Below are 22,137 nucleotides of genomic sequence, written 5' to 3'. Positions count from 1 at the left end.
CCTGTACAGACCGCGGCGAAGTCTAATCCCTGCACCTGAGAACACCGAATGCGGCACAGATCACGTTCACATCACGGCTGATCGCTGTCCAAGGAGAACAGATCGGGCGGAGACGGGACATCCATCCCAAATGTACCATTCGGTGGAGTACGCCCCAGGTGCCGCCAGGCGGCTTCCGTGGCCACCCGGCCCCGTGGGGTACGCGCCAGCAAGCCGGCACGCACCAGGAACGGCTCGCAGACCTCCTCGACCGTGTCCGGCTGCTCCCCCACCGCCACGGCGAGGGTGGACAACCCGACCGGGCCGCCCCGGAACGAGTCCACCAGCGCGGTCAGCACCGCCCGGTCCAACCGATCCAGGCCCAGCGCGTCGACGTCGTACACCCTCAGGGCCTTGCGGGCGGTGCCCAGGGTGACCACGCCGTCGGCCCGGACCTCGGCGTAGTCGCGGACCCGGCGCAGCAGCCGGTTGGCGATCCGGGGGGTGCCGCGGGACCGGCCGGCGATCTCCGCGGCGCCGTCGGCGGTGATCGGCACCCCGAGGATGCGCGCCGAACGGTGCAGCAGCGTCTCCAGGTCCGCCGGGGCGTAGAAGTCGAGGTGCGCGACGAAGCCGAACCGGTCCCGCATGGGCCCGGTCAACAGACCCGAGCGGGTGGTCGCGCCGACCAGCGTGAACGGCTCGACGTCCAGCGGGATCGCGGTGGCGCCCGGCCCCTTGCCGACCACCACGTCGACCCGGAAGTCCTCCATCGCGCTGTAGAGCAACTCCTCCGCCGGCCGGGCGATCCGGTGGATCTCGTCGATGAAGAGCACGTCGCCCTCGGCGAGGCTGGTCAGGATCGCCGCCAGATCACCGGAACGCTCGATCGCCGGGCCGCTGGTCACGCGGATGCCGGCGCCCAGCTCGGCGGCGACGATGTTGGCCAGACTCGTCTTGCCCAGCCCGGGTGGGCCGGAGAGCAGGATGTGATCCGGGGGCGACCCCCGCCGCATGGCGCCCTGCAACAACAGGTCGAGCTGATCGCGCACCCGGTCCTGGGCGATGAACTCGGCCAGCCGCCGGGGCCGCACGGTGGCCTCCGCGTCCCGGTCGGCGTCACTGACATACGCCGAGACGAGCCCGTCGGTCTCGCTCACCGTGCCGCCTCCCGTCGCCCCTGGGCGGTCATCGGGTACGACCCAGCAGGCGGATGGCCTGCTTGAGCAGGACCGGCACCGGCGGGGTGGCGCCGTCGATGGTCTCCGCCACCGCGGCCACCGCCTGGTCGGCCTGCCCGGCCGTCCAGCCCAGACCGACCAGCGCCTGCCGTACCTGATCGGGCCAGGCGCCGCCGGTCACGCCGCCCACCCCGTCGGCGCCGATCGACACCGGACCGATCCGGTCCCGCAATTCCAGCACCAGGCGCTCGGCGCCCTTCTTGCCGATCCCGGGCACCCGGGTCAACGCGGCGGTGTCGGCGTTGGCGATGGCCTTTCGCACCGCGTCCGGCGTGTGCACGGCCAGCACCGCCTGGGCCAGCCGTGGGCCGACCCCGCTGGCGGTCTGCAACAGCTCGAACAGCGCCTTGGCGTCGTCGTCGGCGAAACCGTAGAGGGTCAGCGAATCCTCCCGGACCACCAGGCTGGTGGCCAGCCGCGCCGGCTGCCCCACCCGCAGCTCGGCGAGGGTCCCGGGCGCGCAGTGCACGGCCAGGCCGACCCCGCCGACCTCGATCACGGCCAGATCCGGACCTGTCGCGGTCACCGTGCCGCGCACGCTGGCGATCATCGTGCTCCTCCTCGTCGTGCCCGATCGGCCGCGGCGGCCAGCTTGGAACGGGTGCCGCCGCGCCACACGTGGCAGATGGCCAGGGCGAGCGCGTCGGCGGCGTCGGCCGGCTTCGGTGGCTCGTCCAGCCGCAGCAGCCGGGTCACCATGGCGGTCACCTGCGCCTTGTCGGCCTGACCGGAACCGGTCACGGCCGCTTTCACCTCGCTCGGGGTGTACGTCTGCACCGGCAGCCCCGCCCGCGCACCGGCCAGCACGGCGATGCCGCTGGCCTGCGCGGTGCCCATCACCGTCCGGACGTTGTGCTGGCTGAACACCCGCTCGACGGCGACGCTCTCCGGCTGGTGCTCGGCGACCAGCTTGGTCAGCGACCGGTCCAGGTGCAGCAGGCGCAGCGGCAGGTCGTCGGCCGGGTCGGTGTAGACCACGTAGTAGGCGATGAGCGTGCACGGCCGACCGGGCACCCCCTCGACGACGCCCACCCCACACCGCGTCAACCCCGGGTCGACCCCCAGCACCCGCACGCCGCCCCCTCCCCCAGCCGTCAGCAGTACGTGTGTTCGACACCCTAGCTGCCGGCCTTCCCACCAGCCCCACGGGACACGCCCTCCCCCACCCCACCCGCGCCACGATCTGGGCAACTTCCCGGATGTTGCTGCCTCCGACGCCCGGCGAGGCAGCACCATCCCTGATACTGCGCGGATCTTGGCGGTTGCGCGATCTCCGGCGAGCGGCTCGGCGGGGCGGGCGCGGGCCATGGGGGCAGGGGGCCACACAGCAGGGGTACGGAGTATGTGTCGCTGCCCCATGTGCCGCAGGGCACACAGCTCGTAACTTCTTGCGCCATGACGGCAGAACCCGTGGCGGTCCCCCACGTCGTACAGGTCGACCTCGCTGGTCGGACCGCCCTGGTCACCGGGGGCGGCAGCGGCATCGGGCGGGCCTGTGCCCTGCGGTTGGGCGCGGCCGGCGCCAAGGTGCTCGTGGTGGACCGCAACCTGGAGGCGGCCAAGGCGGTGGCCGCCGAGGCCGGCGGACGCGCCGAGGGCGTGGACCTGGCCGACGCGGCGGCCGTGGACGCGCTCGACGTGGACGTGGACATCGTGGTGAACAACGCCGGGCTCCAGCACGTGGCGCCGCTGCAGGACTTCCCCGTCGAGCGCTTCGAGTACATCCAGCGGGTGATGGTGGAGGCGCCGTTTTTGCTGATCCGCCGCGCGTTGCCGCACATGTACGCCCGGGGCTGGGGCCGGATCGTCAACATCTCGTCGGTGCACGGCCTGCGCGCCTCGCCGTACAAGGCGGCCTACGTCTCGGCGAAGCACGCCCTCGAAGGGCTGTCGAAGGTGGTGGCGCTGGAGGGGGCCGCGCACGGGGTGACCGCCAACTGCATCAACCCGGCGTACGTACGAACCGCCCTGGTGGAGAGCCAGATCGCCGATCAGGCGGCCAGCCACGGCATCGGCGAGGCCGAGGTGATCGAGAAGGTCATGCTGGCGCGGGCCGCCATCAAGCGGCTGATCGAGCCGGAGGAGGTGGCCGAGCTGTTGGCGTACCTCTGTTCGCCGCCGGCGGCCTTCATCACGGGCGCGTCGATCGCGCTCGACGGGGGCTGGACGGCCAACTAGTGGGCCTGAGCACAATGTCGACCATGTCGTCGCCGGTGGAGTTCCTCGAACTGCTCGCTCGCGAGGCCGCCGCGGTGGAGTTCGAGGGCCCGTTGGTGGCCGCGCGCGCCGCCGGGATGCCCGCCGACCGGCTGGCCGAGCTGGAGCAGGCCAAGACGGTGGCGTTGCGGGTTCGCGCGCTGCTGGAGCGCCGCCGCCGTCGCGAGACCGAGTTGTCCGGCCTGTACGACACGGTCAGCGACCTGGCCGGGCTGCGCGACCTGGACGACGTGCTGCGGGCGATCGTGCACCGGGCCCGTCACCTGCTCGGCGCTGACGTGGCGTACATGACGCTCAACGACGACGAGCGCGGCGACACCTACATGCGGGTGACCGACGGGTCGGTCTCGGCCCGCTTCCAGCGGCTGCGGCTGCCGATGGGCGCCGGCCTCGGTGGCCTGGTGGCCCAGTCCGGCGCCCCGTACGTGACCGCCAACTACGGCGAGGACGCGCGCTTTCACCACACCGGGGAGATCGACGCCGGTGTGGGCGAGGAGGGCCTGGTGGCGATCCTCGGGGTGCCGCTGCGGCTCGGCTCCACCTCGATCGGGGTGCTCTACTCGGCCAACCGCTCGGCCCGGCCGTTCGCCCGCGAGGAGGTGGCGCTGCTGGTCTCCCTCGCCGCGCACGCCGCGGTGGCGATCGACACGGCCCGGCTGCTGGCCGAGACCCGCTCGGCGTTGGCGGAGTTGTCGGCGGCGAACACCACCATCCGGGCGCACAGCAGCTCGGTGGAGCGGGCCGCGGCGGCGCACGACCGGATGACGGCGCTGGTGCTGCGCGGCGGCGGGGTGGAGGACGTGGCCGCCGCGGTGACCGAGGTGCTGGGCGGGGCGCTGCTGGCGTTGGACGCCCAGGGCCGGTTGCTGGCCCGGGTGGGCGAGATCGACGAGCCGGACCGGGCGGACATCGTCGAGGCGGTGGCCGCCTCGCGTACGGAGGGACGCAGCGTGCGCCGCGGCCCGCTCTGGTACGCCGCGGTCGTGGCCGGCGCGGAGAACCTGGGCGCGCTGGTGCTGCGTCCCGACGACGAGTTGGTCGACGCCGACCAGCGGATCCTGGAGCGGGCCGCGCTGGTGACCGCGCTGCTGCTGTTGTTCCGCCGGACCGTGGCCGAGGCGGAGGGGCGGGTCCGTGGCGAGTTGCTGGACGACCTGATCGCCCGGCCGCTGCGCGACACCGACGCGCTGCGCAGCAGGGCTCGCCGGCTCGGCGTGGACCTGGACGCGCCGCACGTGCTGGTGGCGGTGGGCGACGACGCGATCGCGGCGACCGGCTCGGCGCGGCAGCGGGTGCTCTCCTGGGCCACCACGTACGCCTCGGCCCGCGGTGGCCTGGCCGCGGCGCGCGACGGTCGGGTGGTCCTGATGCTGCCCGGCCAGGATGCCGGTGGCAGCGCCCGCGCGGTCGCGCGGGACCTGTCGCGGGTGACGGGCCGGCCGGTGACGGCCGGGGCGAGCGGCCCGTCGACCGGGCCGGGGACGCTGGCCGGGACGTTCCACGAGGCGGACCGCTGTCTGACGGCGCTGGGCGCGCTGGGCCGCGCCGGTCAGGGCGCCAGCACCGCGGAGCTGGGCTTCGTCGGGCTGCTGCTGGGCACGGTCGGTGACCGGGGTGAGCGGGACGTGGCCCAGTTCCTCACCGCGACGGTCGGGCCGGTGGTCGACTACGACGCGCGGCGCGGCACGGCGCTGGTGAAGACGCTGGAGGCGTACTTCGGGGTGGGCGGCAGCCTGGCCCGGGCCGCCGAGCAGTTGCACGTGCACGTCAACACGGTGACCCAGCGGCTGGAGCGGGTCGGGCAGCTGCTCGGCGCGGACTGGCAGCGGCCCGAGCGGGCGTTGGAGGTGCAGTTGGCGCTGCGCCTGCACCGCCTGCGCGCATCGAGCGCCTGACCTTGGGTCGGCGCAGCCCGCCCCCCGCCAGCCCGGGTCCACCGGGCGCGGACCGGTCGGTCCGCCCCAGGTGGGCCGGGTCAGCGGGTCAGGATGCCCGCCAGCACCGCGTCGACGACCTGCTCCGGAAGGGCCTGCTCGTCGAGTTCCGGGTTCCACTGCAGCACCCGCTGGATCAGCATCGGCCCGGTGAGCAACGCCATGGTCACCTCGATGTCGATGTCGGGCCGGAGCGTCCCCTCGCTGATGCCCCGTCGGAGCACCTCCCGCATGAGCTGCCGGCGCGGGGAGATGATGTTCTGGTACAGGCGGAAGTGGTCCGGGCTGCGATTCACCTCCGGCACCAGGCACGGCATGATCTTCGACGCCCGCGGGTCGACGTTCTTGCCGATGGCGCCGACCAGCAGGATCAGATCGTCCCGGAGCGAGTGCCCCTCCGGCTGCGGCAGGATGCCCTTGAGCCGGCGCAGCGCGTCCAGCAGCAACGCGTCCTTGCCGGCCCAGCGGCGGTAGATGGTGGCCTTGCCGACGCCGGCGCGGGTGGCGATCGCCTCGATCGAGAGCGCCTCGATGGTGCTGCCCTCGGCGAGCAGGTCGAGGGTCGCCTCGATGATCGCCTCGTCGGCGCGGATGCTCCGCGGTCGCCCGGGCGACCGCGGAGCATCGGCGGTGGACGTCATGTCGGACATTGTCCCTGAACCTAGGCCGTCCCGGCCAGCTCGGGCTCGGCGGCGGGGGCCGCCGACGCCGGAGCCAGCGCGTCGCGACCCGGCATCCACCGCAGCACCACCAGCATGCCGAGGGCCGCGACGACCGCGGACAGCGCCGCCGCCCAGTGCATGGCGGTGACGAAGGCGTCGTTGGCCGCCGAGATCAGCGTCGGCGCCGCCGGGCCGAGCTTCGCGGCCGCCGCGTACGCCCCGGAGATCGACTCGTTGGCCGCGTCCTGGGCCTGGGCGGGCAGGCCGGTCAACGCGTCGCCGACGTCACTGCGGTAGACCGCGGAGAGCACCGAGCCGAGGACCGCCACGCCGAGCGCGCCGGCCACCTGGCGGACGGTGTTGCTCACCGCGGAGCCCACGCCGGCCTTCTCGCGGGGCAGCGCCGACATGATGGACTCGGTGGCCGGCGGCATGATGTTGGCCATCCCGACGCCCTGGATGAAGAAGACGACAAGCACGATCCAGATCGGGGTGGACGCGCCGATGAAGGCGAACGCGGCCAGCGCCACCACGGTCAGCCCCAGCCCCACGGCGGCGACCGCCCGGCCGCCGTAGCGGCGGACCATCGCGGCGCTGCGCGGCGCGAAGATCAGCTGGGCGCCGGCGAAGGGCAGGAAGAGCAGGCCGGTCTGCAGCGGGCTGTAGTCGCGGACCAACTGCAGGTAGAACGAGCTGAAGAACATCACGCCCATCGCGGCGAAGAACACCAGGCCGACGATCGCCACCGGCGCGGCGAAGCGCGGCACCTTGAACAGCCGGACGTCCAGCGACGGGTGGTCGGAGCGCAGCTCGTGCCGCACGAACCAGGCCAGCACGGCGAGGCCCACCAGGATCGAGCCCCAGGCCACCGGACGGTCGAAGCCGTGCTCGCCACCGTCGATGATGCCGTAGGAGAGGGCCACCAGGCCGACGACGGAGAGCAGGACGCCGAGCAGGTCGACGCGGCCGGGGCGCGGGTCACGCGATTCGGGGACGAGCAGCGCCACCAGGAGAACGCCGGCGACGACCACCGGGACGTTGATCAGGAAGACCGAGCCCCACCAGAAGTGCTCCAGCAGCGTGCCGCCGAGGATCGGGCCGATCGCCACGGCCAGGCCGACCGCGCCGGCCCAGACGCCGATGGCCCGGCCGCGCTCGCGCGGGTCGAACACGTTGGAGATGATCGAGAGCGTCACCGGCATGATGGCCGCGCCGCCGACCCCCATCAGGGCGCGGGCCGCGATGAGCTGCGCGGGGCTGTGAGCGTACGCGGAGAGCAGCGACGCCAGGCCGAACAGCGCCAGCCCGATCATCAGGAAGCGCTTGCGGCCGGCGCGGTCGCCGAGCACCCCGAAGGTGAACAGCAGTCCGGCGAAGACCAGCGTGTAGGAGTTGATGGCCCACTCCAGCTCGCCCTGGCTGGCCCCGAGGCCGTGCACCGGGTCGGCCAGGGTGCGCAGGGCGACGTTGAGGATCGTGTTGTCGAGGACGACGACGAGGAGGCTGATCACCAGCACCCCGAGGATCGCCCACCTCCTCGGGTGTCCCGTGTTCTCGTGCAGTTCCATGCCCGGTTCCCCCCTGGTTGCACCGTCACGCAATACGATACGAGCCAGACTCGTATTGCGGACAGCCTAAGGGCGGGCATTAACGATACGGAACCGATCCGTATCGTATGTGGCGGGCATCACCTCCGCTGTGCCGCCACACAGGCGGCGACGGCGGCCGGCAGCCCGCCCAGATAGCCCACCGGCGCGGCCAGCGGCTCGATCCAGCCCGGCCCGGCGCCGTACACCCGCAGGCGCGGAAAGTCCCGGGCGAAGCGCACGAGGCGGTACGCGCGGCCGGTGACCGGCGTCTGCGACCAGAGCACGACGGTGTGCGGGCGAGCCCGGTGCACCGCGCTGGTCAGGGCGGGCCAGGGCAGCGCGGGCCCCAGGTGCAGGCAGCCGCGGCCCTGCTCCCGCAGGGCGGCGGCGAGCGCGTGCAGGCCGAGGCAGTGGGTCTCCTGCTCGGCCCCGGCCAGCAGCACCCCGCCGACGGGCAGCGAGCGGCCGGGCTCGCGGCGGTACACGTCCAGTCCGACCCGGACACCCTCGGCGAGGGCGTGCTCGACGGCGATCTCGGCGGCGCCACGCCCCGACAACCGCCCCAGCAACGGCCGACAGACCTGCTCCCAGAGCGCCGGCACGCCCCACTCGGCGGCCAACTCCCGCGTCAGCGCGGCGACACGGTTACCGTCCAGGTCCTCGGCCGCCAGCGAGACCCGCTTGAGCGCGGTCTGCACGGCGTCGGCCGGCATCGGCTCGGTCAGCACAGACGTACCCCCGGGTAGACGTTCTCTACCCGGGGGTTCGCCGCGAGCGCGCGCGGCGGATGCGCCCGGCGGGAATTTACCGGCGGCGCAGCGCCAGCCGGCGGGCCAGCGCGGCGGCGCTGCCCCAGATGCCGCGCCGGAAGAGCACCACCACGAGGACGAAGATGCCGCCCGTGACCAGGCCGATCGCCTCGAATCCGGAGAACGACAACCAGTCCTCCAGGCGTACGACGACCGCGGCGCCGAGCACCCCGCCCCACAGCGTTCCGATCCCGCCGAGCACGACCACGATGACCGCCTTGCCGGAGGTGGTCCAGTGCAGCACGTCGAGCGAGACGAACCGGTGCCCCACCGCGAACAGGCCGCCGCCGAGGCCGGCGATGAACCCGGACAGGACGAACGCGGTGAGCTTGTAGCGGTGCACCGGGTAGCCCAGGGCACGGGCGCGGGCCGGATTGTCGCGGATGCCGACGAGCACCCGGCCGAACGGCGAGTGCACGATCCGCCAGGCGGCGGCCAGCCCGAGCAGCACGATCGGCAGGATCGCGTAGTAGAAGTAGTAGTCGTCGGTCAGATCCAGGCCGAAGAACGAACGGGGCACCCCCTGCAGGCCGTTCTCCCCCTGCGTCACGGAGCGCCACTCGTTGGCCACGTAGTAGACCATCTGCGCGAACGCGAGGGTCACCATGGCGAAGTAGATGCCGGTCCGCTTGACCGCGAGATAGCCGATCGGCACGGCGAGGACGGCCGCGGCGAGAGCCCCGGCCAGCACAGCCAGGGGGAACGGCAGGCCGGCGTGGATGGCCACCAACCCGGTGACGTACGCGGAGGTGCCCCAGAACGCGGCGTGCCCGAAGGACATCAGCCCGGTGAAGCCGAGCAGCAGGTCCACCGCCACAGCGAACAGCGCCCAGCAGAGGATGTCCACCGCGACGGCCGGGTAGAGGCCGTTGGGCAGCCAGGCCGCGACGGCCAGCCCGACGGCGAGCAGCGCGTACCGCACCCAGCCGGGGGCGTGGGCCACGGCGACCAGCCCGGACGGCGGCGTCGAGCGGGACGCGTCGGCGGGAGTGTCCACGGTGCTCGTCATGCCGGGGCCTCCTCACGACCGAACAGGCCGGCCGGACGCCAGAGCAGGACGCCGGCCATCACGATGAAGACGATCGTCTGCGACACGATCGGGAAGTTCGACAGGTACGCCTCGCCCCACGCCTGCACCAGGCCGATGCCGAAGCCGGCGGCGACCGAGCCGAAGATGGAACCCAGACCGCCGATCACGACCACCGCGAAGACCACGATGATCAGGTCGGCCCCCATCAGCGGGTTGACCGCGCGCATCGGCGCGGCCAACACACCGGCGAGCCCGGCCAGGCCGATGCCGAAGCCGAAGACCGGGGTCACCCAGCGCCCGACGTCGATCCCGAACGCCCGGGTCAGGTCGGGCCGCTCGGTGGCCGCGCGGACGACCATGCCGATCCGGGTCCGGGTGAGCACCCACCACACCGCCACGCAGAGCAGCACCGCGAAGCCGAGGATGAACACCCGGTACGTCGGGAAGTCGAACAGGCCGAAGTTCACGGTCCCGTCCAACAGCGCCGGAGTGGCGTACGGGCTGGACTGCACGCCGTAGCGCAGCTTCACCAGGTCCTGAAGGATCAGCGTCAGACCGAAGGTGAGCAGGAAGTTGTAGAGCGGGTCGAGCTTCGTCAGCCGGTGGATCACCGCGCGCTCCAGGGCCATGCCGAGCAGACCAAGCCCCACCGGCATGATCACCAGGGCCGCCCAGAACGGCACGCCCGCCTCGGTGAGCAGCACGTACGCGCCGAACGCGCCGAGCATGTAGAACGCGCCGTGCGCGAAGTTGACCACCCGCAGCATGCCGAAGATGACGGCGAGCCCGAGGGCGAGCAGGGCGTAGAACGCCCCGCTCACCAGCCCGTTGAAGGTGTTCTGCGCGAAACCACTCATAGCTTGCAGTCCGCCGACGGCGCGCGGAACGCCTCCGCGGCGGGGATCGTCTTGAGCACCTTCACGTAGTCCCACGGCTCGGTGACCTCAGCCTGCGGCTTCACCTGGGCCAGGTACGCGTCGTGCACCACCCGGTGGTCCTCGGCGCGGATCTTGCCGTTGCGCAGGAAGACGTCCTCGACCGTCTTGCCCTCCAGGCCCTTGACCACGGTGTCCGCGTCGTCGGTGCCGGCGGCCTGCACCGCCTCCAGGTACTGCAGGGCCGCCGAGTAGTTGGCGGCGTGCGCGAACGTCGGCCGGGTGCCGGTCTTCTGCTGGAACCGGTCGGCGAACTCCCGGTTCTTCGCGTCGAAGTTCCAGTACCAGGCGTCGGTGTACGTGGTGCCGGCCAGCGCCGCCGGGGTGAGCGAGTGGATGTCGGTGAGGAACATCAGGCCCACGGCGAGGCCGACGCCCTTGTCGCGCAGCTTGAACTCGTTGTACTGCTTCACCACGTTGACCAGCTCCGCGCCGGCCTGCATGGTGCCCAGCACGTCCGGCTTCGGGTTCAGCGTCGGCGCCTTGAGCAGGAAGGTGGAGAAGTCGCCGCTGGTGTTCGGGAACGGCGCCCCGTCCTTCCCGACGACCTTCCCGCCGGCCGCCGTGATGGCGGTGGAGAAGCTCTTCTCCATGTCCTGCCCGAACGCGTAGTTCGGGTAGAGGATGTACCAGTTCTTGCCGATCTGCTCGGTGGTGGTCTTCCCGGTGCCGTTGGCCAACATGTACGTGTCGTAGGCGTAGTGGAACGTGTATTTGTTGCAGCTCTTGCCGGTCAGGTCGGTCGTCGCCGCGCCGATGTTGAAGTAGAGCTTCTTCTTCTCCTTCGCCACGTCGGCGACCTTCAGCGCCGCCGACGAGGTGGGCACGTCCAGGATCAGGTCGACGCCCTTGCGGTCGTACATCTCCTGGGCCTTGGAGTTGGCCACGTCCGGCTTGTTCTGGTGGTCGGCGGTCTCCACGGTGATGTCCTTGGTCACCGCCTTGTCGCCGTACTTCGCGGTGAAGTCGGCGATGGCCATCTCCACCGCCGTCACCGAGTTCTTGCCGGACAACTCCGAGTACGCCCCGGACTGGTCGTTGAGCACGCCCAGCACGATCTTGTCGCCGGTCAGCTTCTGATCGCCGCCCGACTGGGGTCCACCGCCGCCGCAACCAGCGACCAGCACCACCGCGGCCGACGCCGCGGCCACACCCACCGTCCTGCGCATGCCCACTCCATCCATTCCGCGCGCCGTCGCGCGGCTCGTCGTTGAGAAGATTCAGATCCCGAGGTACGCGAGCAGCTCGCGTTCGCGCGAGCGCACCTCGGAGTTGTCCATCGCCTCCGCGACACGTCCCTCGGCCAGCAGGTAGTGCCGGTCGGCGACGCCGGTGGCGAAGTGCAGGTTCTGCTCGACCAGCAGCACGGTCACCCCGTGGCGCTTGGCCTCCCGCAGCAGGTCGCCGACCTGCTGCACGAGCAGCGGTGACAGCCCCTCGGTGGGCTCGTCGCAGAGCAGCAGCCGCGCGCCCATGCGCAGCACCCGGGCCAGGGCCAGCATCTGCTGCTCGCCGCCGGAGAGCATGGTGGCCGCCGAGTCCCGCCGGGTGTAGAGAGCGGGGAACGCCTCGTACACCCGCTCCAGCGGCCACGGGTCGGGGCCGACCGTGGGCGGCAGGGTGAGATTCTCGGTGACGGTCAGGGTGGCGTAGCTGCCCCGGTCGTCGGGCACCCAGCCCAGCCCGAGGCGGGCCCGGCGGTGCGCGGGCAGCCTGGTGATGTCCCGCCCGTCCAGCTCCACCGTGCCGCGCTGGCCGGAGTGCAGCCCCATCACGCAGCGCAGCAGAGTGGACTTGCCGGCGCCGTTGCGGCCCACGAGGGTGACCACCTCGCCGGCGGCGACCTCCAGGCCGACCTCCCGCAGCACCTGCGCCTCGCCGTAGAACGCGGAGAGGTTCTCAATGCGCAGCATCAGCGGCTCCCAGGTAGGCGGTGATCACGCGCTCGTCGGCGCGGACCTGCTCGTACGGGCCCTCGACGAGGACCCTGCCGGCCTGCAGGACGGTGACGGTGTCGGCGAGCCGGCCGACCACGCTCATGTTGTGCTCGACCATGACCACGGTCCGGCCCGCCCGGACCCGGCTGATCAGCTCGACGGTGCGGTCGACGTCCTCCAGGCCCATCCCCGCGGTCGGCTCGTCGAGCAGCAGCACCTTCGGGTCCAGCGCGAGGGCGATGGCCAGCTCCAGGGCCCGCTTACGGCCGTACGCCAGCGCCGCCGACGGGGCCTGCGCCAGGTCGGCCAACCCCACCATGGCCAACAGCTCGTCGGCCCGTTCGGTGTAGCGGTCCAGCAGCTTCGCCGAACGCCAGAACCGCCAGCCCAGCCCGCTAAAGGACTGCAACGCCAGCGCGACGTGCTCGCGGGCGGACAGCTGCGGGAAGAGGCTGGTGATCTGGAACGAGCGGGCCACGCCGAGCCGGGCGACCCGCTCCGGCGGCAGCCCCGTGATGTCCCGCCCGGCCAGTTCGATCCGCCCGCCGCTGGGCGCGAGGAACCCGGTGAGCAGGTTGAACAGGGTGGTCTTGCCGGCGCCGTTCGGGCCGACGAGCGCGTGCACACTCTCCGGCGCGACGTCCAGGTCGACCTCGTCGACCGCCCGGAAGCCCCGGAAGTCCCGGGTCAGCCCGCGGGCCGACAGGAGCGCTTGCCCGGCCATCGCCTCATCCTCCGCACGGTCGCGGCGACGGTCGATTCGGTGACCGCGGTCACAGGCCCGTCGCGTGGAGGAAACCTACGGCCGCTCGCGCGAGTCGAGCCATGTCGATCGCATCCATATTCGACGGGCAGAGGACGTGCCCGGCCTCCACTCCCCCGTCCAGCCGACTTGACCGGACCTCCTAGGTTGATGATCCACACAGCCCAGCGGAAGGTCCCCACCCCATGCCCGTCGGCTTCACCATGGCGATCGTCTTCGCCGTCGCCCTGGCGGTCAGCGCCGTCCTGGCTCTCGTCGCCCCCGCGCGGCCGCTGAAGCGGGTGGCCGCCCTCGCGACGCTCGTCTTTCTCGCCCTCACCCTGCTGGTCGGTGTCACCTCCAGCGCCCACTCGGTGCCCATCCGCTCGGTCGGCATCGTCACCAGCTTCGGCAAGCCCACCGGCAAGGTGACCGGCTCCGGCCTGAAGTGGGTCGCCCCCTGGCAGAAGGTCGGCGAGTGGGACGCCGGCCGGCAGAAGTACGACCACATCGGCGGCAACAACTGTGTACGCGTCCGCACCGGCACGCTCGCCGACGCCTGCGTCGAGGTGCTCATCGAGTGGCAGGTCAGGCCGGAGAACGCGCCGAAGCAGTTCATGGACTACAAGGGAGACTTCGACAGCTTCCGGGGCCAGCGGGTGGGTGTGCAGCTCGACAGCGCGGTCAACGACGCCTTCGCCGCGTACAACCCCCTGGAGAAGATCGACGCCCGGACCGGTGACCTCAACGTCGACCTCAAGCCGTTCGCGGCGAACATCAAGACCAGCGCGGACACCCGCCTCGCCAGCGACGTGGACATCCTCTCGGTGACCATCACCCGGGTGAACCACGACGACAAGACCGAGGGCAACATCAAGGCGTTCCAGGACAAGCTGGCCCAGACCCGCAACCTGGAGCAGGACCGCAAGAACGCCGAGATCTCCAAGCAGATCACCGAAACCAACGCGAAGGTCGACAAGGTCACCCGCTGCCTGGAGATCGCCGAGAAGAACGGCGCCAACCCGGGCCTGTGCATCAACCCGGGCATCGTCACCGGCAAGTGAGTGACGCCGAATGGATCAGCTGGTCAGATCGGGGGCGGACCGCTCCCACTGGCGGGGAGCGCTGATCTTGGCCCAGCTCGCGCCGAACGTCATCCGGCGCAGCGGTGACGCGATGCCGCAGAGGCTGAACCAGCTACGGGTCAGACCCACGCTGACCGGGTTGCTCATCATGCCCTGCTGGAGGGTCCTCATGGCCAGCTCGACGGCGTCGAATCCGTACTCGCGCATGTCGGCCTCGTATCCGCCGATCGCATGCACCAGCGGCAGGTGGCCGGCGTCGGCCAGCGACAACTGGCGAGTGAGCAGGGCAGCGTCGCGCACTGCGGTGTTCGCGCCGTTGCCGCCGGCCGGTGGCATGCCGTGCACGGCGTCGCCGAGCACGGTGACCCGCGAGGGCGCCCAGGGCGCCGGACGGTCGGACGCCTGGAACGGAAACGCACTCAGGTCGTTCGGTGGGCACCTGTCGATCAGTTGGCGGAGCGCCGGATGCCAGTGGGTGATCAGCCCGGCGACGTAGGCCTTCAACTGTGGGCCGTCGAGGCGCTCCGGACGCGAGGGGAACAGCTCACTGCGGGCGACGAACGCGCACAGCAGATAGTCGTCCCCCACCGGCTGCTGGCGTTCGAACACGGAGGTGAACAGGAAGTGCGGCGCACCGGTCACGATGAGGTTCATGCCCTCAGCCAGGCGGGCGGGTAACCAGGCTCGGGTGTCGTCGTTCAGCGGCAACTTGAGCCCGACGCCGACCGCACCGGCATCTCGCTGCGTGGCGGTCGGCAAATATTGCGCCCGCACCCGGGAGTTGATCCCGTCCGCGCCGACCAGGACGTCGCAGGTGGCGGACGTCCCGTCGGCGAAGCGCGCGGTGGGGCGACCGTCAGCGGCGAGTTCGTAGCGCTCGAATGCCTTGTCGTAGTGGACGGTGTCGTCGAGTCCGTCGAGGAGAACGCCGCGCAGCGTGTGACGGTCGACCGGGTAGGCCCGTTCGGCGGGGTCGGGATCGTCGGGATACATGACCGCGTCCTCGACCAGGACCAGCGTGCGCAGGTCCGTGCCCAGGAAGCCGAAACCGCCGCCGGGCCGGCCCGCGCTGTCGGTGAACGCCTGCCAGTGTCGGTCGGGCAGGCAGGCACGCAGCGACCGGCTGCCCGCCGGGTTGATCGCGAGCCGGTAGCGGTCCACCCGGTCGTCGCGGTGTCGGTCACGCTCGTACACGGCGACGGTGATGCCGTGTTGACGCAGACCCTGGGCGAGAGCGAGGCCGCCGATGCCACCGCCGACGATGAGCACGTCAGTCATGGGAGAGACTTTCTGGCGCGAAGAGGTCGCACAGTTGGTTGACCACCGACTCGGCCTTGTCGGGCCGCAGGCGAATGCCTTTGACGGTGGCGATCACCAGCTCGACGCTGGCAGCGACGTCGAGGTCCACCGACCAGACGTGTCGCGCGATGCCTTCGGTGAAGATCGCCGCGAGCGCGTCCCGCCAGCCCTGTTCGTCCCGCTCGATATCGGCCCCGGTGGACTCGTCCCGTCGAGCCCGAAGATCGAGCTCATCGAGCACGATGAACAATTCGGGCCGTTGCGCGACCGCGGTGGCGATCTCGCTGAGGTGTTGCCGCAGTCGGGCGGCGGGTTCCAGGTCGGCGTGCATCGTCGCCTCGAATTGGCTGGTCACGTGCTCGAGCACTGCGGCGATCAGGTCGGCCTTGGTCCGGAAGTAGTGGTGCAGGGTGGAGTGATCGATGCCGGCAGCGGCGGCGATCGGCCGCAGCCGGAACCCCTCGAAGCCACCCTCGGCGATCGCCGAGAAGGCCGCGCGCACCAGCGCCTGCCGACGATCGAGCTGTTCCGTCATCCTCCACCATCCCCAACCAAGTGGTTGGTTGATAGTTCAGCATCTGTGTGTCGAGCTGTCAACCAGATGGTTGAGGATGACCTCCCGGTCCGGGCTGGTGGTACTGCGACCTGGATGACAGCGGCGAGCTGAAGCGGTGGACGCAGCCGGCGGCCGGCAGTGACCCTCGTTCACCTCCGTGGAGGCGGATGCGGTGGTAAGCGGTATTCCTCAGAGTCATATTCATACCTCTGAGGAATACCGCTCAACAGCACATCGACACGACGGGCAGCCACAGCGGACCAGCGCCCTTCGCCGCAGCCTCAGCCCCGTCTTGAGTTGGGACTTATTCGTCTAGGCGTAGCTGAACAGCGGCGGGAAGACGAGGACCACGATCCAGGCCCACGCGGCGTACACCGGCAGGTAGCCGGTCTGCCACCGTTCGAGCGCCGCGAAGGGCGTACGCCGACGCAGGAAGCTCAGCAGGAGCCACGCCGACCACGCGAGGTTGACCAGCAGGATCACGTTCTCGCCTAGCGCTGCCGCCCGGTTGGGCGTGCCGCCGTAGTTGTCGGTGATGCGCCCGGTGATCTCCACCAGCACCAGCACGTCGATGGCCAAGGCGCTGACCACGAGGGCGAGCTGGAGTTTGTCGAACGGGCCGGGCGGGGCCAGCGGATCGCGGGCCGAGAGCGAGTAGAGCAGCAGCCCCAGCACCACGACGAGCAGGAGGTCGAACAGGATCAGCGCCTCGCGCTCGACGTCGATGCCGTGGCTGGTCCAGACGACGGCGACGAGGAAAGCGAGCAGGGCGGCGGTGAAGAGCGGGGTGAACAGTCGCGTGAGGACCGGCGCGATGTTCTCGACGACGCTCTGCTTGGCCTCGACGAGCCACCCGGCCACGACGACCGCGGCCGCGGCGCCGCAGGGCAGGAGCCACTGCGAGATGAACGCCTCCGGGACGATCCCGATGGCCGCGAAGGTGTTGAACAGGAACGCGGCGAGCACGCCACCGCCGAGGGCCATCAGCACGAAGTAGATGAACCACTCGCCGGTGAAGCGGATGAAGTCCATGCGTCGACGCGACGAGCGCCAGTCGTCGGCGACGTAGGCCAGACCGACCACGAGCCACAGGGCGATCGGAAGGTGGACGCCGGTCACGACCACGGACTGCGAGTCGTCCGCCAGGGGGTAGACGTTCGCCGCGACGGCGCCGAGGGCGAACAGCGCCGCCAGCACCGCGATCACCACCGGTCGGGCTCCCCGGCGCCAGGCCAGGAACGCCGCCAGCCAGGGCAGCGCGAACAGCGTGGCGTTGCGCGCGTAGAACGATCCGTCGTGGTCGAAGGTCAACCCGAACAGCGCGGGCACCTTTACCGAGGCCACCGCGCCGGCCGCGCAGCCAAGCATGACCCACAGGTCCCGCCGGGAACGCGAGCCGGCGGCCGGGTTGCCGGAGTCACCGGTGAGCACCAGTTGCTTCCACAGCCGTTCCGAATGCTCCCGGGCGAACTCGCGGGAGAGCTCGTCGAGACTGCCCATCCGCTTGACCGCGACCAGGAACGCCTCGTCCGGGCTCAGGCCCGCCGCGACGAGCTCGTCGACCGAGCCGCGGAGGTGGTCTTCCAACTCGTCGGCGTCCACCGACTGCAGTTCCCGACGCCGGAGCACGTATTGGCGCCACTGCGCGAACTGCGCCTCCAGCTCTTCCGGCCCGTCGTGCGCCGTCATGCGAGGCCCCCCAGCGGGCGCACCGTCAGCGGCGTACGGTCGTGCCAGATCTCCTTGAGCGCGCCCACGACGGTGTCCCACTGCCGGCGCTGCTCGGCCAGCTCGGCCAGGCCCCGGTCGGTGATCCGGTAGTACTTGCGTTTGCGCTCACCGGCGACCGACTGCCAGCTCGCCTCCACATAGGCCAGCCGCTCGAGCCGGTGCAGCAGCGGATACAACAGCCCCTCGGTCCAGTCCAGCTCACCTCCGGACAGCTCGTTGATCCGCCGCAGGATGGCGTAGCCGTAGCTCTCCCCCTCGGCCAGGATGCCGAGCACCATCGGTGTGGCCGACGCGGCCACCAGATCCTTAGCGACCTTCACGAGGCCCCTCACCCCCAACCCTAGAAGTACAAGGCATAGTACTGCTAGGTATTTCCCGGGCGCAACGACTCCCCGGGGGTGCGCGGAAAACCCCTGGCAGGTCGGTGGTCGATCCCGCGACAATCGCCGGCGTGCAGGAGATCGAGGTCGTCGTCGCCCACCGGGAGCGGGCGACCGTGCGCGTCGGCGACGTGTTCCTCAAGATCGACGCCGATCCGGGTCACGCGGACGTCGAGGTCGCGGCAATGGCGCTGGCGCCCGTGCCGACTCCGGAGGTCCTGTGGCGCAACCCGCCCGTGCTCGCGCTCGCCGCCCTGCGCGGCAGGGCACTCGGCCGCCTCGGCGAGCCGTCGACCGCGCCCCCGACGGCGTGGGCCGGGGCGGGCGCCGCCGTACGGACGCTGCACGACGCGCCGCTGCCACCCTGGCCCGGTCGGAGCCTCGACGAGCTGGCCACGCGGCTCGACCACGAGTGCGGGTGGCTCGTCGCGAACGGCGTTCTCCCCACCGACCTGGTCACCCGCAACCGCCAGATCGCCGAGGCGGCGCTCCGGCCGTGGACACCGGTGTTCACGCACGGGGACCTACAGGTGGACCACGTGTTCGTCGACGGTGACGAGATCACCGGCGTGCTCGACTGGTCCGAGGCGGGCCGGGGTGACGCCCTGTTCGACCTCGCCACGTTGACGCTCGGCCACGAGGACCACCTCGGCGATGTCGTGGCCGGCTACGGCGCCGACGTCGACGTCGACGTGATCCGGGCGTGGTGGTCGTGGCGCAGCCTGGTGGTGATCCGTTGGCTGGCCGAGCACGGTTTCGACCCCTCGGCGCCCGGCTGCGAGGTCGACGTGCTGCGGGCGCGGATGTGACGAGCGTCAGGGGATGAGTCGGTCAAGCAGCTCGAACCGCTCGTACGGCTGGTTGTAGTCGCCGAAGTGCCCGTCGTCGCGCACGATCTGGGTGCCGCCGAGCCGCTCGAACATGGCGCGTCCCTGTCGGTCGTCGCAGCCGTACGGATCCTCGCGGGAGTTGATGAAGACGATGTCGCGCACGTGCGACCGGATCGCGGCCCAGTCGTAGCTCTCCTGGAGGACCGGTTCCTCGCTGGTGTTGGGCCGGGTGCAGTAGCCGGCGACCAGGATCGCCTGGGCGACGGGCACCTCGACATGCTCCAGGAGCGCCAGCAGCAGGGCCGCGCCCCCGGAGTGGCCCACCAGGACGGTGTCCTCGTCGAAGCGGTGCCCGTCGAGCACCGTCGGCAGGAACGTCGCGATCGGCTCGACGTTGATGCCCGGGAGGTGCGGAACCTCGACGGCGTAGCCCCGAGCCTCGAGCCGCTGCGCCAACCAGCGGTACCAGACCACGTCCGGGTTGCCGCCGGTCCCGTGGAAGATGATCGCGCTGCGACCCACCGTGGCCTCCTTCGCATCGACACCGTGATCAAACCACGTGACCGACCAAGAACGAGTTCGTCCTCAGCGGGCCGGCCGCTGCCGGGCGTCACGCAGCCCAGGCCGTCAGCGGCGGGCCGAGCGGTGCGGCTCGTGGCGGCGCGCCTCGACCTTTCTTGACCGATCGATCTATGGCTCCAACCGTTCGCGGTCGCGGGTGAGCTGGAGCCGCGTCGTTGCGTTGTGATGTGCCTGCCAGCCCATGTCCAATGCCTGCCGGACGATCTTCGCGACCAGAGCCGGGGCGACCGGGCTCAGTTCGAACACTTCGGCCGCCTGGCCGGCAGGTGCGGTGATGATCGGTCCATAGTTCAGCCATGGGTCATCGAAGTTCACCATGACCTCCAATGCACCGCCGGGTCCGTCCCGCCAGACCCTGACCCTGACACGGCTCGGATCGACCAGGCCGACAGCCCATCGGTAGACGATGTCCTCGACGGCGATGCTCCTGATACGGGTACGGGCCACGACGGAAGAGTAGGCACCGTCCGCGCAGTCCGGTAGCGAGATACCGCTTCGCCGATCCCGCCGAACCTCCGAATCATTCTCCGTTGGCCCTGATCGCGTTCCGGGGCCTACTCGGTCTGCGGATCCGGCCCGCCACGGATGGAGACCGCGTCACTGCATAGCGGTGGCCGGGGGATGGTCGAATGATGCGGGACAGCGGAAGGTGTACAGCGAGTAGCCGCGCCCGATCTGCACGACGACGTCCGGGGACGCGGTCGGGTTCTCCTCCAACGGGCGCCAACTGCAGTGCATGCCGTTCCAGTCGCCCGAGTCGACGGTGAAGATCAAGGTCATCGGGGTGCCGCAGGCGACACAGTCCATCGGGTACGGATCGGTCAGCGACCAGTTCGCGTACCCGCCGACCTTCCAGCCCGGCGCCAGCGACAAGTCGCTCTGATAGTGGGGACGGCTGTCGTCCTCGTCGTCATCCCACTCGTCGAGCCGCTCGCGTAGGTCATCGGGGAGCAGATCGGCGTACTGGTACTCGCGAACCTGCTCGGGGTGCACCACGCACGGAACCGGCAGGTACATGTCGCTGATCACCGGCGGCTCGGGAGGCGCTTCGAGCAGCGGGCCGACGGCGGAACTGTCACGCCAGTAGAGGAAGACGCGAGGGCTGTAGTGCCGATCCGAATGGTCCACCGGGCACCACAGCACCTGGAGCAGGTCGGTGCCGTCCGGACCGGCGTAGTCCGGGATATCCCGTCGGTACAGCTGCGCGACCGGGACCAACGGGATCGGATCCTCGATCAGGTCGTCCAGCTCCAGAGCGTCGGCCGCATCGAGCTCAGCCCGCTCCTGCGCGGTCAAGAAGTCCCCGCCCGGCAGCGGCGCCCGGGCTTGCGCGGTCGCGAGGATCTCCCGCCTGCGATGCAGGGCGGCCGGGGTGGTCAGGTTGTACGGCTCGTGCGCCCCGGCATCGTCGCAGACCGGCCACATTCCGTCGGCCGGCCACAGCAGCGGTCCCCCGACCGAACTGTCCCCAACGGTCGGAGCGCCGGGCCGGGGATGCAGCCGGGTCGCGGTGCTGCAATGGTCCCGCAGCTCGGGGAAGAGCGCGGTGATGTCCAGGGGACGCGGAGGTGTGGTGCGGGCCATAGAAGTAGATCTTATGGCTCGCGTAGCTGGTCCTGAGTTCTCTGCCCTGCCCTGTGCACTACTCGCGCGGCCCTGCCGCAGCTCTAGGGCAGCAGCGGCAGGTGGGATCCGACGATCGTCGGATCCCACCCGTCATCGGCGCATTCGAACAATGCCGCGATGCTGCCGGCGTCAGCGCCCGGTGGACACGACGTTCGAGGAGCGCCCGTTCTGCTCGTCGCGCTTGAGGCGCTTCGCAGTCTGCTTCTCCTTGATCGTCTTACCCTTCTTCTTGACGTTCGCCTTGGTCGTCGAGTCCTTGGACATGATCGAACCTCCTGGAGCAGGTAGGTGAACGTGCAGCGTGGTACTCGCCTGACCGCGGCGTGCAGGTGACGGACCATGCGGCGGGCGCGAAGTCCTCCACTGCACGCCGACCCTACGCTGTTCCAGCTCCTGGCGACGGTGGGAAGTGCATCGCCGGTGGCGGGGCGACGATCCGTGTCGCCCCACCGATACGGACCCATGCGATGTCGTCATGCTCCTCGGGTGCACGGTTGGTGGGAGACCCAACCCACTCTCTGATGCGCCAGACGGCCGGGGGCTGGCTCGGTCCGCAGCCATCGCACGATCGTCCCCAGCGGGTAGCAGACCGCGGTCGCTCCGAAGGCCGTTCGGTGTCGAGGGCAGTTGCGGGGCGCGATCGAGCGCAGCGCGGGATAGCCTTGGCGCATATGGCTACCTTTCGCAGCGCCTCAGTGCTTCTCTCCTCGGACGGCACCAGGACCCCTGGCACCGCCGCCCTCTTCGCCGAGCCCGCCCGCAAGGGTGGGACCCGGCCGTGGGCAGGCGACTTCCGGCCCGCCAACAGCGCCGGCAATGGCCCCAAGAACGCGGTCGGGAAGACCTTCACGTTGGAACTGCCCGACGGCAGCACCGGCAAGGTCGTGGTCCAGAGCCTCAAGAGCGGGAGGGGTGGCGTCGTGCTGGCGTTGATGGGCGAGGACACACCACCCTTCTGATCGACACTGGGCGC

The 22,137-nt window shown here is 70.8% G+C and carries 24 protein-coding genes; 5 read left to right on the top strand and 19 right to left on the bottom strand.

Annotated features, from left to right (window positions below):
* Positions 1-71: 71 nt before the first annotated feature.
* Genes ruvB through ruvC form a run of 3 tightly spaced genes read right to left on the bottom strand, consistent with a single transcriptional unit; the run spans position 72 to position 2,294 of the window.
* Positions 72-1,139 (bottom strand): Holliday junction branch migration DNA helicase RuvB, encoded by a 1,068-nt coding sequence (ruvB, locus tag ACGGAQ_RS09860; RefSeq protein ID WP_393046539.1) that lies wholly within the window; start codon positions 1,137-1,139, stop codon positions 72-74.
* A 28-nt stretch (positions 1,140-1,167) separates the two neighbouring features.
* Entirely contained in the window at positions 1,168-1,770 is a 603-nt protein-coding gene (ruvA, locus tag ACGGAQ_RS09855; RefSeq protein ID WP_354856024.1) for a Holliday junction branch migration protein RuvA, read from the bottom strand.
* Positions 1,767-2,294, bottom strand: coding sequence for a crossover junction endodeoxyribonuclease RuvC (ruvC, locus tag ACGGAQ_RS09850; RefSeq protein ID WP_234583505.1), 528 nt, complete (start codon positions 2,292-2,294; stop codon positions 1,767-1,769). The genes ruvA and ruvC overlap by 4 nt, the downstream gene beginning before the upstream one ends.
* 321 nt (positions 2,295-2,615) lie before the next feature.
* On the opposite strand from ruvC, the gene ACGGAQ_RS09845 reads away from it, so the two are divergent.
* Entirely contained in the window at positions 2,616-3,398 is a 783-nt protein-coding gene (locus ACGGAQ_RS09845) for a 3-hydroxybutyrate dehydrogenase (RefSeq protein WP_354856023.1), read from the top strand.
* Positions 3,399-3,412: 14 nt separating this feature from the next.
* On the top strand, positions 3,413-5,332 hold the full coding sequence (locus ACGGAQ_RS09840; protein ID WP_393046534.1) for a helix-turn-helix domain-containing protein: 1,920 nt from the start codon (positions 3,413-3,415) through the stop codon (positions 5,330-5,332).
* 80 nt (positions 5,333-5,412) lie between these two features.
* Here ACGGAQ_RS09840 and ACGGAQ_RS09835 read toward each other — a convergent pair whose 3' ends face one another.
* From ACGGAQ_RS09835 to ACGGAQ_RS09800, 8 genes are all read right to left on the bottom strand, one after another.
* Complete coding sequence (locus ACGGAQ_RS09835) at positions 5,413-6,021, bottom strand: TetR/AcrR family transcriptional regulator (protein ID WP_393046532.1); 609 nt, start codon at positions 6,019-6,021, stop codon at positions 5,413-5,415.
* 11 nt (positions 6,022-6,032) lie between these two features.
* A complete protein-coding gene (locus ACGGAQ_RS09830; protein ID WP_393046529.1) occupies positions 6,033-7,601 on the bottom strand; it encodes an MFS transporter in 1,569 nt (522 codons plus the stop codon).
* Between the two features lie 119 nt (positions 7,602-7,720).
* Positions 7,721-8,350, bottom strand: coding sequence for a transcriptional regulator (locus ACGGAQ_RS09825; protein WP_393046526.1), 630 nt, complete (start codon positions 8,348-8,350; stop codon positions 7,721-7,723).
* 76 nt (positions 8,351-8,426) lie between these two features.
* On the bottom strand, positions 8,427-9,440 hold the full coding sequence (locus tag ACGGAQ_RS09820; RefSeq protein WP_355065744.1) for a branched-chain amino acid ABC transporter permease: 1,014 nt from the start codon (positions 9,438-9,440) through the stop codon (positions 8,427-8,429).
* Complete coding sequence (locus tag ACGGAQ_RS09815) at positions 9,437-10,318, bottom strand: branched-chain amino acid ABC transporter permease (RefSeq protein WP_354856017.1); 882 nt, start codon at positions 10,316-10,318, stop codon at positions 9,437-9,439. The genes ACGGAQ_RS09820 and ACGGAQ_RS09815 overlap by 4 nt, the downstream gene beginning before the upstream one ends.
* On the bottom strand, positions 10,315-11,565 hold the full coding sequence (locus ACGGAQ_RS09810; protein ID WP_393046522.1) for an ABC transporter substrate-binding protein: 1,251 nt from the start codon (positions 11,563-11,565) through the stop codon (positions 10,315-10,317). Before ACGGAQ_RS09810 ends, ACGGAQ_RS09815 begins: the two co-directional genes overlap by 4 nt.
* Positions 11,566-11,616: 51 nt before the next feature.
* On the bottom strand, positions 11,617-12,309 hold the full coding sequence (locus ACGGAQ_RS09805; protein WP_393046520.1) for an ABC transporter ATP-binding protein: 693 nt from the start codon (positions 12,307-12,309) through the stop codon (positions 11,617-11,619).
* Positions 12,296-13,057 (bottom strand): ABC transporter ATP-binding protein, encoded by a 762-nt coding sequence (locus ACGGAQ_RS09800; protein ID WP_393046517.1) that lies wholly within the window; start codon positions 13,055-13,057, stop codon positions 12,296-12,298. Before ACGGAQ_RS09800 ends, ACGGAQ_RS09805 begins: the two co-directional genes overlap by 14 nt.
* A 224-nt stretch (positions 13,058-13,281) precedes the next feature.
* On the opposite strand from ACGGAQ_RS09800, the gene ACGGAQ_RS09795 reads away from it, so the two are divergent.
* The gene (locus ACGGAQ_RS09795; RefSeq protein ID WP_393046515.1) at positions 13,282-14,139 is read left to right on the top strand and encodes an SPFH domain-containing protein; all 858 of its coding nucleotides are present in this window, start codon (positions 13,282-13,284) and stop codon (positions 14,137-14,139) included.
* Positions 14,140-14,154: 15 nt separating this feature from the next.
* On the opposite strand, the gene ACGGAQ_RS09790 is transcribed toward ACGGAQ_RS09795, so the two are convergent.
* From ACGGAQ_RS09790 to ACGGAQ_RS09775, 4 genes are all read right to left on the bottom strand, one after another.
* A complete protein-coding gene (locus ACGGAQ_RS09790; protein ID WP_393046513.1) occupies positions 14,155-15,438 on the bottom strand; it encodes an FAD-dependent oxidoreductase in 1,284 nt (427 codons plus the stop codon).
* The gene (locus tag ACGGAQ_RS09785) at positions 15,431-15,994 is read right to left on the bottom strand and encodes a TetR/AcrR family transcriptional regulator (protein ID WP_393046511.1); all 564 of its coding nucleotides are present in this window, start codon (positions 15,992-15,994) and stop codon (positions 15,431-15,433) included. The genes ACGGAQ_RS09790 and ACGGAQ_RS09785 overlap by 8 nt, the downstream gene beginning before the upstream one ends.
* A gap of 333 nt (positions 15,995-16,327) precedes the next feature.
* Positions 16,328-17,704, bottom strand: a complete 1,377-nt coding sequence (locus ACGGAQ_RS09780; RefSeq protein ID WP_393046508.1) for a permease prefix domain 1-containing protein — start codon at positions 17,702-17,704, stop codon at positions 16,328-16,330.
* Positions 17,701-18,066, bottom strand: coding sequence for a PadR family transcriptional regulator (locus tag ACGGAQ_RS09775; RefSeq protein ID WP_354856007.1), 366 nt, complete (start codon positions 18,064-18,066; stop codon positions 17,701-17,703). The genes ACGGAQ_RS09780 and ACGGAQ_RS09775 overlap by 4 nt, the downstream gene beginning before the upstream one ends.
* A 131-nt stretch (positions 18,067-18,197) precedes the next feature.
* Between ACGGAQ_RS09775 and ACGGAQ_RS09770 the strand changes: the two genes are divergently transcribed.
* On the top strand, positions 18,198-18,935 hold the full coding sequence (locus ACGGAQ_RS09770; protein WP_393046505.1) for a phosphotransferase family protein: 738 nt from the start codon (positions 18,198-18,200) through the stop codon (positions 18,933-18,935).
* Between the two features lie 6 nt (positions 18,936-18,941).
* On the opposite strand, the gene ACGGAQ_RS09765 is transcribed toward ACGGAQ_RS09770, so the two are convergent.
* The 4 genes from ACGGAQ_RS09765 to ACGGAQ_RS09750 all read right to left on the bottom strand — a co-directional run bounded on the left by ACGGAQ_RS09765 (position 18,942) and on the right by ACGGAQ_RS09750 (position 21,428).
* Positions 18,942-19,478 (bottom strand): RBBP9/YdeN family alpha/beta hydrolase, encoded by a 537-nt coding sequence (locus ACGGAQ_RS09765; RefSeq protein WP_393046502.1) that lies wholly within the window; start codon positions 19,476-19,478, stop codon positions 18,942-18,944.
* 168 nt (positions 19,479-19,646) lie between these two features.
* Positions 19,647-19,985 carry a hypothetical protein gene (locus ACGGAQ_RS09760; protein WP_393046499.1) on the bottom strand — a complete coding sequence of 113 codons (339 nt, stop codon included), beginning with the start codon at positions 19,983-19,985 and terminating at the stop codon, positions 19,647-19,649.
* A 150-nt stretch (positions 19,986-20,135) separates the two neighbouring features.
* Positions 20,136-21,122: a hypothetical protein gene (locus tag ACGGAQ_RS09755; RefSeq protein WP_393046497.1), complete on the bottom strand. Its 987-nt coding sequence runs from the start codon at positions 21,120-21,122 to the stop codon at positions 20,136-20,138.
* 171 nt (positions 21,123-21,293) lie between these two features.
* Positions 21,294-21,428 carry a hypothetical protein gene (locus ACGGAQ_RS09750; protein ID WP_393046494.1) on the bottom strand — a complete coding sequence of 45 codons (135 nt, stop codon included), beginning with the start codon at positions 21,426-21,428 and terminating at the stop codon, positions 21,294-21,296.
* A gap of 407 nt (positions 21,429-21,835) precedes the next feature.
* Between ACGGAQ_RS09750 and ACGGAQ_RS09745 the strand changes: the two genes are divergently transcribed.
* Positions 21,836-22,123, top strand: coding sequence for a hypothetical protein (locus ACGGAQ_RS09745; protein WP_358104958.1), 288 nt, complete (start codon positions 21,836-21,838; stop codon positions 22,121-22,123).
* Positions 22,124-22,137: the final 14 nt, after the last annotated feature.

The organism is Micromonospora sp. NPDC047557, from assembly GCF_043205095.1.
GTDB lineage: Bacteria > Actinomycetota > Actinomycetes > Mycobacteriales > Micromonosporaceae > Micromonospora.
The sequence above is the reverse complement of the archived record's forward strand: the minus strand, read 5'-3'. Positions and strand labels throughout refer to the sequence as shown.

Bases quoted from the DNA above. Each gene is read 5' to 3' on its own strand.
- ACGGAQ_RS09835 (WP_393046532.1), bottom strand. From the start codon at position 6,021: ATGTCCGACATGACGTCCACCGCCGATGCTCCGCGGTCGCCCGGGCGA.
- ACGGAQ_RS09845 (WP_354856023.1), top strand. From the start codon at position 2,616: ATGACGGCAGAACCCGTGGCGGTCCCCCACGTCGTACAGGTCGACCTC.
- ACGGAQ_RS09745 (WP_358104958.1), top strand. From the start codon at position 21,836: ATGGCTACCTTTCGCAGCGCCTCAGTGCTTCTCTCCTCGGACGGCACC.
- ACGGAQ_RS09805 (WP_393046520.1), bottom strand. From the start codon at position 12,309: ATGCTGCGCATTGAGAACCTCTCCGCGTTCTACGGCGAGGCGCAGGTG.
- ACGGAQ_RS09815 (WP_354856017.1), bottom strand. From the start codon at position 10,318: ATGAGTGGTTTCGCGCAGAACACCTTCAACGGGCTGGTGAGCGGGGCG.
- ACGGAQ_RS09810 (WP_393046522.1), bottom strand. From the start codon at position 11,565: ATGCGCAGGACGGTGGGTGTGGCCGCGGCGTCGGCCGCGGTGGTGCTG.
- ACGGAQ_RS09795 (WP_393046515.1), top strand. From the start codon at position 13,282: ATGCCCGTCGGCTTCACCATGGCGATCGTCTTCGCCGTCGCCCTGGCG.
- ACGGAQ_RS09755 (WP_393046497.1), bottom strand. From the start codon at position 21,122: ATGGCCCGCACCACACCTCCGCGTCCCCTGGACATCACCGCGCTCTTC.
- ACGGAQ_RS09820 (WP_355065744.1), bottom strand. From the start codon at position 9,440: ATGACGAGCACCGTGGACACTCCCGCCGACGCGTCCCGCTCGACGCCG.
- ACGGAQ_RS09790 (WP_393046513.1), bottom strand. From the start codon at position 15,438: ATGACTGACGTGCTCATCGTCGGCGGTGGCATCGGCGGCCTCGCTCTC.
- ACGGAQ_RS09780 (WP_393046508.1), bottom strand. From the start codon at position 17,704: ATGACGGCGCACGACGGGCCGGAAGAGCTGGAGGCGCAGTTCGCGCAG.
- ACGGAQ_RS09830 (WP_393046529.1), bottom strand. From the start codon at position 7,601: ATGGAACTGCACGAGAACACGGGACACCCGAGGAGGTGGGCGATCCTC.
- ACGGAQ_RS09750 (WP_393046494.1), bottom strand. From the start codon at position 21,428: ATGTCCAAGGACTCGACGACCAAGGCGAACGTCAAGAAGAAGGGTAAG.
- ACGGAQ_RS09785 (WP_393046511.1), bottom strand. From the start codon at position 15,994: ATGACGGAACAGCTCGATCGTCGGCAGGCGCTGGTGCGCGCGGCCTTC.
- ACGGAQ_RS09800 (WP_393046517.1), bottom strand. From the start codon at position 13,057: ATGGCCGGGCAAGCGCTCCTGTCGGCCCGCGGGCTGACCCGGGACTTC.
- ruvA (WP_354856024.1), bottom strand. From the start codon at position 1,770: ATGATCGCCAGCGTGCGCGGCACGGTGACCGCGACAGGTCCGGATCTG.
- ACGGAQ_RS09840 (WP_393046534.1), top strand. From the start codon at position 3,413: ATGTCGACCATGTCGTCGCCGGTGGAGTTCCTCGAACTGCTCGCTCGC.